The organism is Ramlibacter sp. P4_H7 (assembly GCF_056400765.1).
The window spans coordinates 1-14,988 of record NZ_JBFUKP010000013.1 but is presented as its reverse complement, the minus strand read 5'-3'; the positions used below and the strand labels follow the sequence as shown (position 1 = coordinate 14,988).

15 protein-coding genes and 2 tRNA genes are annotated in these 14,988 nt (G+C 69.2%); 11 read left to right on the top strand and 6 right to left on the bottom strand.

Annotation, left to right across the window (positions count from 1 at the left end):
• Positions 1-11: 11 nt before the first annotated feature.
• Positions 12-566: an elongation factor P gene (gene efp, locus AC1DSA_RS17425; protein ID WP_477891437.1), complete on the bottom strand. Its 555-nt coding sequence runs from the start codon at positions 564-566 to the stop codon at positions 12-14.
• Between the two features lie 94 nt (positions 567-660).
• The gene (gene earP, locus AC1DSA_RS17420) at positions 661-1,701 is read right to left on the bottom strand and encodes an elongation factor P maturation arginine rhamnosyltransferase EarP (protein WP_477891435.1); all 1,041 of its coding nucleotides are present in this window, start codon (positions 1,699-1,701) and stop codon (positions 661-663) included.
• A 20-nt stretch (positions 1,702-1,721) separates the two neighbouring features.
• Between earP and uvrC the strand changes: the two genes are divergently transcribed.
• Genes uvrC through AC1DSA_RS17405 form a run of 3 tightly spaced genes read left to right on the top strand, consistent with a single transcriptional unit; the run spans position 1,722 to position 5,312 of the window.
• Positions 1,722-3,803: an excinuclease ABC subunit UvrC gene (uvrC, locus tag AC1DSA_RS17415; RefSeq protein WP_477891433.1), complete on the top strand. Its 2,082-nt coding sequence runs from the start codon at positions 1,722-1,724 to the stop codon at positions 3,801-3,803.
• Positions 3,804-3,838: 35 nt separating this feature from the next.
• Entirely contained in the window at positions 3,839-4,405 is a 567-nt protein-coding gene (gene pgsA / locus AC1DSA_RS17410) for a CDP-diacylglycerol--glycerol-3-phosphate 3-phosphatidyltransferase (protein WP_477891431.1), read from the top strand.
• A gap of 4 nt (positions 4,406-4,409) precedes the next feature.
• Positions 4,410-5,312: a DMT family transporter gene (locus AC1DSA_RS17405; protein ID WP_477891429.1), complete on the top strand. Its 903-nt coding sequence runs from the start codon at positions 4,410-4,412 to the stop codon at positions 5,310-5,312.
• On the opposite strand, the gene AC1DSA_RS17400 is transcribed toward AC1DSA_RS17405, so the two are convergent.
• Positions 5,266-6,231 (bottom strand): LysR family transcriptional regulator, encoded by a 966-nt coding sequence (locus AC1DSA_RS17400; protein WP_477891427.1) that lies wholly within the window; start codon positions 6,229-6,231, stop codon positions 5,266-5,268. The genes AC1DSA_RS17405 and AC1DSA_RS17400 overlap by 47 nt on opposite strands.
• Before the next feature lie 76 nt (positions 6,232-6,307).
• On the opposite strand from AC1DSA_RS17400, the gene AC1DSA_RS17395 reads away from it, so the two are divergent.
• From AC1DSA_RS17395 to AC1DSA_RS17375, 5 genes are all read left to right on the top strand, one after another.
• Positions 6,308-7,192, top strand: a complete 885-nt coding sequence (locus tag AC1DSA_RS17395) for an alpha/beta fold hydrolase (protein WP_477891425.1) — start codon at positions 6,308-6,310, stop codon at positions 7,190-7,192.
• Positions 7,189-8,274 carry a tartrate dehydrogenase gene (locus AC1DSA_RS17390; protein WP_477891423.1) on the top strand — a complete coding sequence of 362 codons (1,086 nt, stop codon included), beginning with the start codon at positions 7,189-7,191 and terminating at the stop codon, positions 8,272-8,274. Before AC1DSA_RS17395 ends, AC1DSA_RS17390 begins: the two co-directional genes overlap by 4 nt.
• Before the next feature lie 291 nt (positions 8,275-8,565).
• Positions 8,566-8,838, top strand: a complete 273-nt coding sequence (locus tag AC1DSA_RS17385) for an HU family DNA-binding protein (RefSeq protein WP_013901776.1) — start codon at positions 8,566-8,568, stop codon at positions 8,836-8,838.
• An 18-nt stretch (positions 8,839-8,856) separates the two neighbouring features.
• Positions 8,857-8,932 (top strand) — tRNA-Val (locus AC1DSA_RS17380).
• A 62-nt stretch (positions 8,933-8,994) separates the two neighbouring features.
• Positions 8,995-10,914 (top strand): SurA N-terminal domain-containing protein, encoded by a 1,920-nt coding sequence (locus tag AC1DSA_RS17375; RefSeq protein WP_477891421.1) that lies wholly within the window; start codon positions 8,995-8,997, stop codon positions 10,912-10,914.
• A 125-nt stretch (positions 10,915-11,039) separates the two neighbouring features.
• On the opposite strand, the gene AC1DSA_RS17370 is transcribed toward AC1DSA_RS17375, so the two are convergent.
• The 3 genes from AC1DSA_RS17370 to AC1DSA_RS17360 form a co-directional block, all read right to left on the bottom strand.
• Positions 11,040-11,522 carry a hypothetical protein gene (locus AC1DSA_RS17370; protein ID WP_477891420.1) on the bottom strand — a complete coding sequence of 161 codons (483 nt, stop codon included), beginning with the start codon at positions 11,520-11,522 and terminating at the stop codon, positions 11,040-11,042.
• A 308-nt stretch (positions 11,523-11,830) separates the two neighbouring features.
• Positions 11,831-11,906: transfer RNA gene (locus tag AC1DSA_RS17365), tRNA-His, on the bottom strand.
• Positions 11,907-11,942: 36 nt separating this feature from the next.
• A complete protein-coding gene (locus AC1DSA_RS17360) occupies positions 11,943-12,932 on the bottom strand; it encodes an NADPH:quinone oxidoreductase family protein (RefSeq protein ID WP_477891418.1) in 990 nt (329 codons plus the stop codon).
• A 97-nt stretch (positions 12,933-13,029) separates the two neighbouring features.
• Between AC1DSA_RS17360 and surE the strand changes: the two genes are divergently transcribed.
• The 3 genes from surE to AC1DSA_RS17345 all read left to right on the top strand — a co-directional run.
• Entirely contained in the window at positions 13,030-13,803 is a 774-nt protein-coding gene (gene surE, locus AC1DSA_RS17355) for a 5'/3'-nucleotidase SurE (RefSeq protein WP_477891416.1), read from the top strand.
• Complete coding sequence (locus tag AC1DSA_RS17350; protein WP_477891414.1) at positions 13,800-14,570, top strand: protein-L-isoaspartate(D-aspartate) O-methyltransferase; 771 nt, start codon at positions 13,800-13,802, stop codon at positions 14,568-14,570. Before surE ends, AC1DSA_RS17350 begins: the two co-directional genes overlap by 4 nt.
• Positions 14,567-14,988 (top strand): LysM peptidoglycan-binding domain-containing protein (locus AC1DSA_RS17345; protein ID WP_477891412.1); only part of this gene is annotated, 422 nt, incomplete at its 3' end. The genes AC1DSA_RS17350 and AC1DSA_RS17345, both read left to right, overlap by 4 nt.

Sequence of the window (14,988 nt, the reverse complement as noted above, 5' to 3'; positions counted from 1 at the left end):
GCCTGCGGAGCTTACACGCGGCGGCGGTATTCGCCGGTGCGCGTGTCGATCTCGACCTTGTCGCCCTGCGCCACGAAGATCGGCACGCCGATCTCGAAGCCGGTGGCGAGCTTTGCGGGCTTGAGCACCTTGCCCGAGGTGTCGCCCTTGACGGCCGGCTCGGTCCAGGTGATCTCGCGCTCGAGGCTGGTGGGGATTTCCACCGAGATCGCCTTGCCTTCGTAGAACACCACTTCGGCGGGCATGCCGTCCTGCAGGTAGTTCAGCGCGTCGCCCATGTTGTCGGCTTCGACTTCGTACTGGTTGTATTCGGCGTCCATCCAGACGTACATCGGGTCGGCAAAGTAGGAGTACGTGCAGTCCTTCTTCTCCAGCACGATCTGGTCCATCTTGTCGTCGGCCTTGAACACGGTTTCCGTGCCCTGGTTGTTCAGCAGCGACTTGAGCTTCATGCGCACGGTGGCCGCGTTGCGGCCGCCGCGGGAGTATTCGGTCTTCAGCACGACCCAGGGGTTGCCGGTGTGCATGATCACGTTGCCGGCGCGGATTTCTTGAGCGATTTTCATGACGGTGTCTTCGGTGAGAGAGGCCGCTGCGCGCGCAAGGTCCTGCGGGTGGCGGCAATGAGGGCGCTCCCGGGATGGGCCGGGGCGCAAAGCTCTAGATTCTACCCCGGTCGGCGGCGAAGCGCACCAGCTCGGATGCCAGCTCGGGCAATGCTTGCGCCCGGTCAAAGGCCGTGCGTGCCGATGGGCGCCAGGCCTCGACATCGAGCGGCGGCAGGGCTGCCGGCCGGATGCCGTTCCACGCCAGGAAAAGATCACGCAGGTCCGGCGGGGGCTGCAGCCAGTCGAGGAAAGCCACGAGCTTGGCATGGTGGGCCTGGTCGTCCTGCGGGTAGATCTGCCACACCAAGGGGACGCCCGCCAGGAGGCCGCGGACCAGGGAATCCTCGCCCCGGACGAAGTTCAGGTCGCAGGACCACAGCAGATGGTCGTAGTCGCGCTGGCTCAGCCGGGGCAACTGGTGCAGGCGCAACGCCCCTGCCGACCGGCCGCCGGCCGCCTCCACCGCGGCGGCGGCGCGTCCCGCGGTCACCAGCAGCTCGGTTGGCTGCGCCGAGTCGGCCAGCTGCCTCAGCAGATCCGGCAAGGCCGGCGGCTCGTAGCAGAACAGGCTGACGACCCGCGCCCCTTCGAGCAGGCCGTGGGCCGCGCGCCAGCCGCTTCGATCGAAGGCGGCGCGGCGAGCCGGCAGATCCTGCTCCCGCAGCAGCCCGCCGGTGCGTTGCGTGAAGCCGGGATAGCAGAAGAACTTGGTCAGGCCCGCGCCGGGGCCCTGCATCACCGGTGACGGCAGGCCGTGGCTGCGTTCGACGTAGGCCTCGGCGGAGAGGTACTCCAGGTTCAACCACACCGGCGGCAGCGCCGCGGCGGCCATGCGCGCGACGAAGGCGGGCGGCGGGTCGCAGCCGAAGGCTTCCACCACCACTTCGCCCGGCTCTAGTGGCGGGACGTCCCCGGTCCACGGCACGACCTGCACGCCCGGCGCGCCGTCGGGCGCCATCCAGCGCAGCGCCGAGCGATCGTCCATCCACAGGCGCACCGCGTGCCCGCGGGCGGCCAGTTCCGCGGAAAGGCGCCAGCAGACGCCCACGTCCCCGTGGTTGTCGATGACCTTGCAGAAGATGTCCCAGCGCATGCGCCTCGGATAATAGGCCCATGCATCCGGAAGAACTCCTCGCGCAGGTGGCCGCATTGCCGGCGCTGCCCGGCGTGTACCGCTACTACGACGAGGACGGCGCCGTCCTCTACGTGGGCAAGGCGCGCAACCTGAAGAAGCGGGTCTCCAGCTATTTCCAGAAGAACCACGGCGGCACCCGCATCGGCCACATGGTCGGCAAGATCGTCCGTCTCGACACCACGGTCGTGCGCTCGGAAGCCGAGGCGCTCCTGCTCGAGAACAACCTGATCAAGACGCTCGCGCCGCGCTACAACATCCTGTTCCGCGACGACAAGAGCTATCCGTACCTGAAGATCACCGGCACGCCGGACCGGCAAGCAGCCGCTGCGTCCCCTGGGGCAGCACCGTCCGCGACGGTGTTCCCGCGCGTGGCGTACTACCGCGGCGCCGTCGACCGCAAGCACCGCTACTTCGGGCCCTATCCCAGCGCGTGGGCGGTGAAGGAATCGATCCAGCTGCTGCAGAAGGTGTTCCGCCTGCGCACCTGCGAAGACACGGTGTTCGCCAACCGCACGCGGCCCTGCCTGCTGTACCAGATCAAGCGCTGCTCGGGGCCCTGCGTGGGCCTCGTGGGCCCGGAGGATTACTGGCACGACGTGGAGAACGCCGAGGCGTTCCTGCGCGGCGACACCCAGGCCGTGCTGCACACGCTGGAGCAGCGAATGATGGGCCACGCGGAGAAGCTGGAGTTCGAGCAGGCCGCGGAACTGCGCAACCAGATGGGCGCGCTGTCCAAGGTGCTGCACCAGCAGTCGGTGGAGACCGCTTCCGACAAGGACGTGGACATCCTGGTGGTGGTGGTGCAGGGCGGCAAGGCCTGCGTCAACCTGGCGATGGTGCGCGGCGGCCGCCACCTGGGCGACCGCGCCTACTTCCCCAGCCACGTGGAGGACGCGGCCGCGGTGCAGGACTTCGACGACGCGGCCGATGCGGTGCAGGCGCAGCCGGTGGAACTGCAGGTGCTGGAGGCGTTCATTGCGCAGCACTACATCGGCGTGCCGGTGCCCCCGGCGCTGATCACCAGCCATCCGGTCGACCCCGCGCTGTCCGAAGCGCTGTCGCAGCAGGCGGGCTTTCGCATTGCCTCGGTCCACAATCCGCGCGGTCAACGCCGGCTGTGGCTGGAGATGGCGGAGAAGAACGCGCAGATCCAGCTGGCGCGCCTGCTGGCGGAAGAAGGCTCGCAGCAGGCGCGCACGCGCGCCCTGGTGGAGGCCCTGGACCTGGAGCCCGATCACCTGGACACCTTCCGCATCGAGTGCTTCGACATCTCGCACACGGCGGGCGAGGCGACGCAGGCGTCCTGCGTGGTGTTCCACCACCACCAGATGCAGAACCGCGAGTACCGCCGCTACAACATCGACGACATCACGCCCGGCGACGACTATGCGGCGATGCGCCAGGTGCTCACCCGCCGCTACGCCAAGCTGGCCCAGGCGGGACGCGACACGCCCGATGCCACCCCGGCCGAGGAGCCGCTCGCGGAGCCCCTGCCGGAGTCCGTGCCGGAATCTCCCGTGGAAGTCGCGGCGCCGCCGGCGGCTGCGGAAGAGGGCGTGCCTCCTCCGACTGCCAAGCGGGACAAGCCCGGTGGCGGGGGCAGCGCGCAACGCCTGCCGGACCTGGTGCTGGTGGACGGCGGTCGCGGGCAGGTGAGCATGGCGCGCGAGGTGTTCGCGGAGCTGGGGCTGGATCTCTCGGTGATCGTCGGGGTCGAGAAGGGCGAAGGCCGCAAGGTGGGCCTGGAGGAACTGGTGTTCGCCGACGGGCGCGAGAAGGTGTACCTGGGCCGGGAGTCGGCGGCGCTGATGCTGGTTGCGCAGATCCGCGACGAAGCGCACCGCTTCGCCATCACGGGGATGCGGGCGCGCCGCGCCCGCGTCCGCGTGGGCGGCGGCCAGCTGGAGGAGATCCCGGGCGTGGGCTCGAAGAAGCGGGCCCGGCTGCTGCAACGTTTCGGCGGCGTGCGCGGCGTGGCGGCGGCCAGCGTGGAGGACATCGCCAAGGTGGAGGGCATTTCGCGGGAACTGGCCGAAGAGATCTACCGCGCCCTGCACTGAAGGGAAGCCTTTTGCGCTCATGCCAGAATCGGACCATGTTCTTCACGGTCCCGACCCTCCTCACCTGGACGCGCATCATTGCCATCCCGCTGCTGGTGGGGGTCTTCTACCTCGGGTTGGAGCACCGGCTGCAGAACCTGATCGCCACGGTGATGTTCGTCGTGTTCGCGCTCACCGACTGGCTGGACGGGTACCTGGCGCGCAAGCTGAACCAGTCGTCCGCCTTCGGCGCCTTCCTGGACCCGGTGGCCGACAAGTTCCTGGTGTGCGCCTCGCTGCTGGTGCTGGTGCACCTGAAGCGCGCCGACGTGTTCGTGGCGCTGATCATCATCGGCCGCGAGATCGCCATTTCCGCGCTGCGCGAGTGGATGGCGCAGATCGGCGCCGCCAAGAGCGTGGCCGTGCACATGCTGGGCAAGATCAAGACCACCGTGCAGATGATCGCCATCCCCTTCCTGCTGTTCGATGGCCACCTGTTCGAGGTCATCGACACCTTGCTGTGGGGCACCTGGCTGATCTGGCTGTCGGCGATCCTGACGGTCTGGTCGATGATCTACTACCTGCAGAAGGCGCTGCCGGAGATCCGGCGCCGGGTGAAGTAGCCGCATGAACGCCGCCCCGCGGCAGGACCCGCTGGTGCGGGCGATGCCCGCCGTCTTCGTCCTGATCTGGAGCACCGGCTTCATCGTCGCGCGCTACGGCATGCCGCATGCGCCGCCCCTGAAGTTCCTGGCGGTGCGCTACGCCTTGTCGGTGGCCGCCTTCCTGCTGTGGGCCTTCCTCGCGCGCGCCGCGTGGCCGCGCAACGGCCGCCAGTACGCGCACCTGGCCATCACCGGCGTCTTCATGCACGCGGGCTATCTCGGCGGCGTGTGGGCCGCCGTGAAGGCGGGCATGGGGGCGGGCCTGGCAGCGCTGCTGGTGGGCCTGCAGCCGGTGCTCACGGCCGTGTGGATCTCCACGCGCGGCGGGCAGGTGGCGGCACGCCAGTGGGCCGGCCTGGCGCTGGGGCTCGCCGGCCTGGTGCTGGTGGTCTGGCAGAAGCTGGGGCTGGGCGAAGTAGGACCGCTGAACCTCACGTTCGCGTTCATCGCCCTGGTGTCGATCACCGCCGGCACGCTGTACCAGAAGCATTTCGTGCAGCCCTGCGACGTGCGCACGGCCAACCTCGTGCAGCTTGCCGCGGCCCTGGCGGTCACGCTGCCGCTGGCCGCCCTCGAAAGCGAATCGATGCGCTGGGTGCTGCCCGATGGTGCAGTGAATGCGCAGCTGGCGGGGGCGGTGGCCTGGTCGGTGCTGGGCCTGACGCTGGGGGGCAGTTCGCTGCTGTACCTGCTGATCCAGCGCGGCGCGGCGACCAGCGTCACCAGCCTGATGTACCTGGTGCCGCCCTCCACGGCGGTCATGGCCTGGGTGCTGTTCGGCGAGCCGATCACCGTGCTGATCGTCGCCGGCATGGCGCTCACCGCCGCGGGCGTGAGCCTGGTCGTGCGCTCGCCGAGGGCGTGAGCTTCCAGGGCTCGCCGCGGAAGCGCTCGGCCAGGAAGTCCACCAGCAGCCGGATGCGCTTGGGCGTGGCCGGCGTGTGCGGCGCCAGCCAGTGGATGTCCGCGTCGGCCATGGCATGGCCGGGCAGCACGCGCACCAGTTCCCCGCTGGCCAGGGCGCTGGCGATGTCCCACAGGCTGCGCAGCATGATGCCGCGGCCGGCCAGGCACCAGTCGCGCACCAGCTCGCCCGAGTTGCTCGAAAGCGGCCCGCCCACGCGCACGCGCACTTCGGCGCGGTCGCGCTCGCGCTGCAGCCGCCAGACGTCGAAGCGCTCGTTCTCGCGCACGACCAGGCAGTCGTGCTGCGCCAGGTCCTCCAGCGAAGAGGGCGTGCCGCGCCTGCGCAGGTAGTCCGGCGAGGCGACCAGCACCCGCTGGTTGCGCGCCAGCCGCCGGCCGGTCCACTCGCTGGCGCGCTGCCCGCGCACGGCCCACAGCCACACCGCGCCGTCGAAGCCATCCACCGCCAGGTCGGGCAGTTGTTCGGTGAGCTGCAGCTGGATCGCCAGCTGGGGATGACGCTCCTGGAAGTCGGCCAGCGCCGGGCCCAGCCAGGCGCGGCCGAAGCCGAAGGTGGCGGCGAGGCGGATGCGCCCCACCGGCTCGCGCTGGCGCTCCTGCAGTTCCGCCTCCATCGCCTGGAAGCCGGCGAGCAGGCCGATGGCGCGTTCGCACAGCGCTTCGCCCTCGGCCGTGGGCACCACCCGTCGCGTCGTACGCTGGAACAGCTTGAGCCCCAGCCGCGCTTCCAGCGCCGCCAGCCGCTTGGTGATCACCGAGGGCACCACGTCGGCCGCGGCTGCCGCACCGGCCAGGCTGCCGTGCTCGCGGATGGCCAGCAGGAGGTCCAGGTCGGCGCGGTCGAGTCGGGGATGCATTGCTGCTGTTTGGGAAAGAATGGCTTGCCGGATTATTGCTTGTTCGCGGGGGACGGGCGGTGCCAGAATCCGTCCCATGTTCGAAGGCTTCGCATCCCTGCGCATCGCGCGCAACGGCGTCACGCTGAACGTGCGCCGCGCGGGCCAGGGAATGCCCTTGCTGCTGCTGCACGGACATCCGCAGACCCACGCGATGTGGCACCGGGTCGCGCCGCGGCTGGCGCAGCAGTTCGAAATCGTCCTCATGGACCTGCGCGGCTATGGCGACTCGGACCGTCCCGAAGCGGGCGTGGAGTCCGCGAACTACGCGAAACGCGAGATGGCGGCGGACGCGCTGGAGGTGATGCGCCAGCTGGGCCACGCGCGCTTCCAGGTGCTGGCGCACGACCGGGGCGCGCGCGTCGCGCACCGGCTGGCGCTGGACCATCCCGGCGCGGTCGAGCGGCTCCTGCTGCTGGACATCGCACCGACGCTCGCGATGTACCGCGCGACCGGCGAAGCCTTTGCCCGCGCCTACTGGCACTGGTTCTTCCTGATCCAGCCGCCACCGCTGCCCGAGGCGCTGATCGCTTCGGACCCGGTGCGCTACGTGCGCAGCGTCATGGGCGCGCGGCACGCGGGACTCGCCGCCTTCGCACCCGAGGCGCTGGCCGAGTACGAGCGCTGTGCCCGCATTCCCGGCACGGCCGAGGCGATCTGCGCCGACTACCGCGCCAGTGCCGGGATCGACCTGGCGCACGACCAGGCGGACCACGACGCGGGCCGCAGGCTCGCGCAGCCGCTGCGCGTGCTGTGGGGCCAGCACGGCGCCGTGGGCCGCTGCTTCGACGTGCCGGCGCTCTGGCGTGCGGCCGCCGACGATTTCACCGGCCGCAGACTGCCGTGCGGCCATTACATCGCGGAAGAGGCGCCCGCCCTTCTGCTGGACGAAGCCCTCTCATTTTTCAGGAGCAAACCTTGAGCAAGAAAAGAATCGCAGTCATCCCCGGCGACGGCATCGGCAAGGAAGTCATGCCCGAGGGCATGCGCGTGGTGGACGCCGCCGCCCGCAAGTTCGGCATCGACCTCACGTTCGACGAGTTCGACTTCTCCAGCTGGGACTACTACGAGAAGCACGGCAAGATGATGCCGGACGACTGGAAGGACCAGGTCGGCGGCCACGACGCGCTGTTCTTCGGCGCCGTGGGCTGGCCCGAGAAGATCCCCGACCACGTCTCCCTGTGGGGCTCGCTGCTGCTGTTCCGGCGCGAATTCGACCAGTACGTGAACCTGCGTCCCGCGCGCCTGATGCCCGGCATCATCGCGCCGGTGGTGCGCCGCGACGGCAGCCCGCGCCAGCCGGGCGAGATCGACATGTACATCGTGCGCGAGAACACCGAGGGCGAGTACTCCGCCGTCGGCGGCCGGATGTACCCCGGCACCGAGCGCGAGATCGTGATGCAGGAGACCATCATGTCCCGCGTGGGCGTCGACCGCGTGCTGAAGTTCGCCTATGAACTCGCCAATTCGCGGCCCAAGAAGCACCTGACCAGCGCCACCAAGTCGAACGGCATCGCGATCACCATGCCGTACTGGGACGAGCGCGTCGCGGAGATGGCCGCCAAGTACCCGGGCGTCAAGACCGACAAGTTCCACATCGACATCCTGACCGCGCACTTCGTGCAGCGGCCGGACTTCTTCGACGTGGTGGTGGCCAGCAACCTGTTCGGCGACATCCTGAGCGACCTCGGTCCCGCCTGCACCGGGACCATCGGCATCGCGCCCAGCGCCAACCTGAACCCGGACCGCAAGTTCCCCTCGCTGTTCGAGCCGGTGCACGGTTCCGCGCCGGACATCTACGGCAAGAACATCGCCAACCCGATCGGCCAGATCTGGTGCGGCGCGATGATGCTGGAATTCCTGGGCCACAAGGAAGCGCACGACGCGATCCTGAGGGCGATCGAGAAGGTGCTGGACCCGAAGTCCGGCGCCCCGCGCACGGGCGACATCGGCGGCAAGGCGAGCACCACCGACGTGGGCAAGGCGATCGCCGAGGCGCTGTAAGGCTTGTTGCTGCGCACCATGGCGCGGCGACGTTCCGGTTCCCTGCCGGCGGAGGCGCGCGGCGCGCCGTGCCCTCCGTCAATGAAGCTGCAGAATCGCCGCCCCCTGTTGTATTGCCGCAGGCCGTATTGACACCCCTCGCGGCGCTGTTTCTAATCGGGCGCCAGTGGCCGCGAGGCCGCCGACACTGTCTCCCCTTCCCGCAGCGCACCTCCGAAGCGTCCGCGGGAACGGGAGACAAATTTTTGAAGAGACAAACGTCCAAAACTCATTCCAGCACGAGGGGCCCCTGTGAACAAGACTGAACTGATCGAGCACATCGCCAAGCACGCCGACATTTCCAAGGCCGCGGCCACGCGCGCGCTGGAGTCGATGATCGGTGCGGTGAAGACCACGCTGAAGAAAGGCGGTTCGGTTTCGCTCGTCGGATTCGGTACGTTCGCGGTGGGCAAAAGGGCCGCGCGAAGCGGCCGAAATCCCCGGACCGGCGCACAGATTAAAATCAAGGCCGCCAAGGTGCCCAAGTTCCGACCCGGCAAGGCGCTCAAGGATGCGCTGAACTGAGTCGGCTTTCCCCGGTGGGGGTGCTTAGCTCAGCTGGTAGAGCGGCGCCCTTACAAGGCGTAGGTCGGCGGTTCGAACCCGTCAGCACCCACCAACCACTGAAAGGCGAACCGAGGTTCGCCTTTTTGTTTCCCAGACCGCGAGTCCCCAAGAACCATGTTCGATTTCGTCCGCAAGCACACGAAGGTCATGCAGTTCGTCCTGTTCCTGCTGATCGTTCCCTCCTTCGTGCTGTTCGGCCTCCAGGGCTACAACCGCATGCACGAGCGGGGCGAGACGGTGGCGAAGGTCGACGGCCACGAGATCACCCAGCAGGACTGGGACAACGCGCACAAGGCGGACGTCGACCGCATGCGCCAGCAGATGCCCGGCATCGACCCCAAGCTGCTCGACTCCCCGGAGGCGCGCTACGGCACCCTGGAGCGCCTCGTGCGCGAGCGCGTGCTGGTCGCCGCCGTGGAGCACTCCAACCTGCTGGTGGCCGACCAGCGCGTGGGCCGTGAACTGCAGAACAACGAGCTGATCGCCGCGCTGCGCGGCCCGGACGGCAAGCTGAACATGGAACGCTACCGCGACATCCTCGCGCAGCGCGGCATGTCGCCCGAGACGTTCGAGAACCAGGTGCGCAACGACCTGGCGATGCGCCAGGTGCTGGCGGGCGTCACGCAGTCCGGCTTCGCGCCGCCGGCGCAGGCGGGCGTGGCCGTCAACAGCTACTTCGAGCGGCGCGAGGTGCAGGTCGCGCGCGTCAACGCGGCCGACTTCAAGTCGCGCGTGACCCCCACGGACGCCGAGCTCCAGGCCTTCTACAAGGACAACACCAAGCTGTTCCAGGCGGCCGAGCAGGCGACGATCGAATACGTGGTGCTCGACCTGGCGGCCGCCCAGAAGGGCGTCACGGTCAACGAAGCGGACCTCAAGACCTACTACGACCAGAACGCCTCGCGCATCGGCGGCCAGGAAGAGCGCCGCGCGAGCCACATCCTGGTGGCCGTGCCCAAGGGCGCGCCCGAGGCCGAGAAGGCGAAGGCGAAAGCCAAGGCGGAGGAACTGCTCGCGCAGGTGAAGAAGAATCCGGACAGCTTCGCCGAAGTGGCGAAGAAGAACTCGCAGGATCCGGGCTCCGCGGCGCAAGGCGGCGACCTCGACTTCTTCACCCGGGGCGCGATGACCAAGCCGTTCGAGGATGCGGTCTTCGGCATGAAGAACAAGGGCGAGATCGTCGGCCCCGTGGAGTCGGAATTCGGCTACCACGTGATCAAGCTCACCGACCTCAAGGTGCCCAAGCAGCGCACGTTCGAGGAAATGAAGCCCGAACTGGAGACGGAGCTGCGCAAGCAGCAGGCGCAGAAGAAGTACGCGGAATCCGCGGAAACCTTCACCAATACGGTCTACGAGCAGCCGGACTCCCTCAAGCCGGTCGCCGACAAGCTGAAGCTGGAGATCCGCACGGCCCAGGGCGTGATGCGCGCCCCGCTGCCCGGCGCCGCCGGTCCGCTGGCCAACGCCCGCTTCCTCGAAGCGCTGTTCGCGCCGGACGCGGTCGAGCGCAAGCGCAACACCGAGGCCGTCGAGGTCGGGCCCAACCAGATGGTGTCCGGGCGCATCGTGCAGTACGCGCCGGCGCGCGCGCGGCCGTTCGAGGAAGTGAAGGACCAGGTGCGCGAGCGCGTCGTCGCGGCGCGCGCGGCGGAACTCGCGCGCAAGGAAGGCGAGGCCAAGCTCGCGGCCTGGAAGGCCAATCCGGCCGCGGCCGAACTGCCGGCCGCGGTGGCGCTGTCACGCCAGGACCAGGGCAAGCAGCCGCGCCCCTTGATCGAGGCCGCGCTGCGGGCCGATCCCGCCAAGCTGCCCGCGCTGGTCGGTGTGGACCTCGGTGCCGAAGGCTATGCGGTGGTGCGCGTGAACAAGCTGCTGCCGCGCGACACGGTCGCCCCGCAACAGGCGCAGCAGGAACTGCAGCAGTACAACCGCGCCTGGGGCACGGCCGAGGCGATGGCGTACTACGACATGCTCAAGGGCCGCTTCAAGGTGCAGGTCAACGTGCCGCGTCCCACCGGCACGGCAACGCAGTAAGCCGGCGGGCGCACGGCCGCGGCGCGTCGCGGCAGGACGTGCCCGCTGCCCCGAACGCCATCCAGGGGCCACCCGGCGTAACCGTGCGCGCCGAGCGGGAGCTCGGAGAGCAAGCCGCGGCCAGGCTACGGGGTGCCAGGCTTGCCGGCATCCGTCGTCTTGCGGACGTCGGTCTGCAGCCTCGCGGCGGCCTCCGCGGTGTTCGTACGCACCGTGAAGAGGCAGCGTGCTTCCTGGCAGGCCAGCTTGATGTGGACGCCATCGGCCGCCCAACCGGCCCAAGCGGCGGAGCCTTCGTCACCCGCGTTCCTCGGTGTGCCGAATCGCGCCGAGATGGAGCGAACGACCGCCGATCGCTCGTGGGAGGCCACGTTGGGGAGCTTCAGCTCTTGCACCGTGCCGTCCTTGGCCAGGGTGACCATGAAAGGCTGGTTGGCCGCCCATGCAGGGCGCCCCTCCGTTCCGGGCAGGCGAACCGCCCCGAGCCTTGAACCATCCCGCGCGACCGCTGGGCGGCCGACCCAGCAGATCTGCGCGGCGGGTTCCTTCTTCGAAGGGCAGGCCGGTGGTTGCAGCTTCTCGCCCATCGGAACGCCGAGGACGGTCACTGCGAGGCACGGTGCGCACCAGCACGCCAGCGCGCTGCCGAGAAGGAAACCCGAGGATGGTGACATGCTGCCCCCTGCTACGAGCGCGGTTGGCCACGAAGATCCTTCCGTGCCAAAGCGCTACACGGTCATCGATCCCATCGTGTCGAGGAACCCGTGGCGCTGTCAAGTCGACAAGGGGCCGGCAGCTGGGCAGCACGAAGGGCGGCCCGACGGGTGTTCCCGCGAAGAACGCGACGCCGCCGTGCAAAAAAGCGAAAGGCCCCGAAGGGCCTTGTGCGTCCAGCACGCGCGTGCAGGTGGAAAACTGGGGTGGCTGATGGGACTCGAACCCACGACAACAGGAATCACAATCCTGGACTCTACCAACTGAGCTACAGCCACCGTGAGCCGGCGATTATAGCCGGGGCGGCGGGCGCGTCAGGGATTGACGAGCACCAGCTTGCCCATGACCCCGCGGGAACCCATGTGGGCATAGGCCTGCTTCAGCTCGGCCATCGGCATGGCGCGGTCGATGACCGGCTTGACCTTGCCCTGCGCGTACCACTGCGCCAGCTCCTGCATCATCGCCGCGTTGGCCTTGGGCTCGCGGCGGGAGTAGTCGCCCCAGAACACGCCGACGATGGACGCGCCCTTGAGCAGGGCGAGGTTCAGCGGCAGGCTGGGGATCGGGCCGGCGGCGAAGCCCACCACCAGGTAGCGGCCGCGCCAGGCGATGGAGCGGAATGCCGGTTCGGCGAAATCGCCGCCGACCGGATCGTAGATCACGTCCGGGCCCTTGCCGCCCGTGGCGGCCTTGACCGCCTCGCGGAACGCATTGGGCACGGCGTGCTGCGTGTAGTTGATGGTCGCATCCGCGCCGATCGACTTGCACAGCGCGCATTTCTCATCGGTGGAAGCCGCGGCGATCACGCGCGCGCCTGCCGCCTTCGCGATCTGGATCGCGGCGGTGCCCACGCCGCCGGCGGCGCCCAGCACCAGCACCGTTTCGCCGGCGCGCAGCTGCGCGCGATCGATCAGCGCGTGGTGGGAAGTGGCGTAGATCATGATGAAGGCCGCCGCGTCCACGAAGGGGAAGCCGGGGGGCAGCGGCATGCACAGCTGCGCCGGCGCGATGGCGTGGGTGCCGAAGCCGCCGGTGCCGGAGAGGCAGGCAACGGCCTGTCCCACCTTCAGGTGCGTGACGCCTTCACCGACCGCGGCGACTGTGCCCGCGTACTCGGACCCCGGCACGAAGGGCAGGGGCGGCTTGTGCTGGTACTTGTTCTGCACGATCAGCAGGTCGGGGAAGTTCAGGCTGGCCGCCTTGATCTCCACCAGCACTTCGCCCGCCTTGGGCTGCGGCGTCGGCAGTTCCTTCCATTGCAGCGCATCGACGCCGACGGGGTTCTCGCAAAGCCAGGCATGCATGGTGGGGGCGACTCCAGTTCGTGATGCGCGCATGATAGGCAAGTCGCGGCCGGACGCGATGTCCCTGCGGTGACGGACCCCTACAATCGCGACCAGAATGAAGATCCTGCTCTCCAACGACGACGGCTACCAGGCGCCCGGCATCGTCGCGCTGTACGAGGCGATCCGCGACCTCGGCGAGGTGGAGGTGGTCGCGCCGGAACACAACAACAGCGCGAAGTCGAACGCACTCACGCTGCATGCGCCGCTGTACGTGAACGAGGCGGCCAACGGTTTTCGCTACGTGAACGGCACGCCGGCGGACTGCGTGCACATCGCGCTGACGGGGCTGCTCGGCTACCGGCCCGACCTCGTGGTGAGCGGCATCAACAACGGCGCCAACATGGGCGACGACACGATCTATTCCGGCACCGTCGGTGCCGCGATGGAGGGCTACCTGTTCGGCGTTCCGGCGATCGCCTTCTCGCAGACCGAGAAGGGCTGGGCCCACCTGGACGCCGCCGCCCGCAAGGCGCGCGAGCTGGTGCAGTTCCTGACCGGGCCGCACCGCGCCGAGCCCGCGCACTGGCTGCTCAACGTCAACATCCCGAACAAGCCGTACGCGGAGCTGCAGTCCTTCAAGGTATGCCGCCTGGGACGCCGCCACGCGGCCGAGAAGGTGATCGCGCAGACCAGCCCGCACGGCCAGGTCATGTACTGGATCGGCGGCGCCGGCGCGGCCAAGGACGATGCCGAAGGCACCGACTTCCACGCCGCGCTGCAAGGCCATCCGACCATCACGCCGCTGAAGGTGGACCTGACGGACCACGACGTGCTGCGCTACTGGTCGCAGGCGGCCGCGCAGATCCCTGCCACCGGGGACGACGCATGACGCGGCGGCCCGGCTTCCCGGCGCGGCTGCCCGGCGCGCCCGCGCCGCAGCCTGCGCGCCAGGCCATGGCGCCCGCTGCGCCCACCCTGGTGCGTGCATCGCCCACCGGCGTCGGGCTCGACTCGCAGGCCGTGCGCGCACGCATGGTGCAGCGGCTCGCCGCGGACGGGATCGGCGATGCACGCGTACTCTCGGCGATGAACGCCGTGGAGCGGCATCGCTTCGTCGACAGCGCGCTGGTGAACCAGGCCTACGAAGACACCAGCCTGCCGATCGGCCTGGGGCAGACGATCTCCAAGCCCAGCGTGGTGGCGCGCATGATCGAATTGCTGCTGGCCGGCCGCACCTTGCCGAACGGGCGCCTGGGCCGCGTGCTGGAAGTCGGCACGGGCTGCGGCTACCAGGCCGCCGTGCTGAGCCAGGTGGCAACGGAGGTCTACAGCATCGAACGCCTGCGGGGCCTGCACGACCGCGCCCGCGAGAACCTGCGCGCCTTTCGCCTTGCCAACGTGCACCTGCTGTTCGGCGACGGCATGGCGGGATTCGCCAAGGGCGCCCCCTATGCGGGCATCATTGCAGCGGCGGGCGGCGAATCCGTGCCGGCCGCATGGACGGACCAGCTGGGAGAAGGCGGACGCATCGTCGCGCCCATGCAGATGCCCCAGGGGCAGCAAGCCCTGGTCATCATCGAAAAAATCGCGGGACGCCTGAAGCAGACGGTCCTTGAGACCGTTCACTTTGTCCCCCTAAAATCAGGCATCGCATGAGGATCAACACCAAACAATCGCGCGCTCTCGCGCACAAGTGGCTCGGCATCGCGCTGGCATGCGCGCTGCTGGCCGCCTGCGCCGCGCCGCGCCGCGCGCCCGCCCCGGTCGAGGACCGCAACGCCGCTCGCCAGACCGCTCCGTCGACGCCCGTCGATCCCGCGCGCGCTCCCGCCACCACCTTGCCGGGCGTCGAGAACGCCGGCAAGCCCGGCTACTACACGGTGCGTCCCGGCGACACGCTGATCCGCATCTCCCTGGAGACCGGGCAGAACTGGCGCGACATCGCCCGCTGGAACAACCTGGACAACCCGAACGTGATCGAGGTGGGCCAGGTGCTGCGTGTGATCGCGCCGCTCACGCCGGGCGCGCCGCCGCCGGCAACGACGGCCGCGGCCGTGCCGGTGGCGCCCGCGAC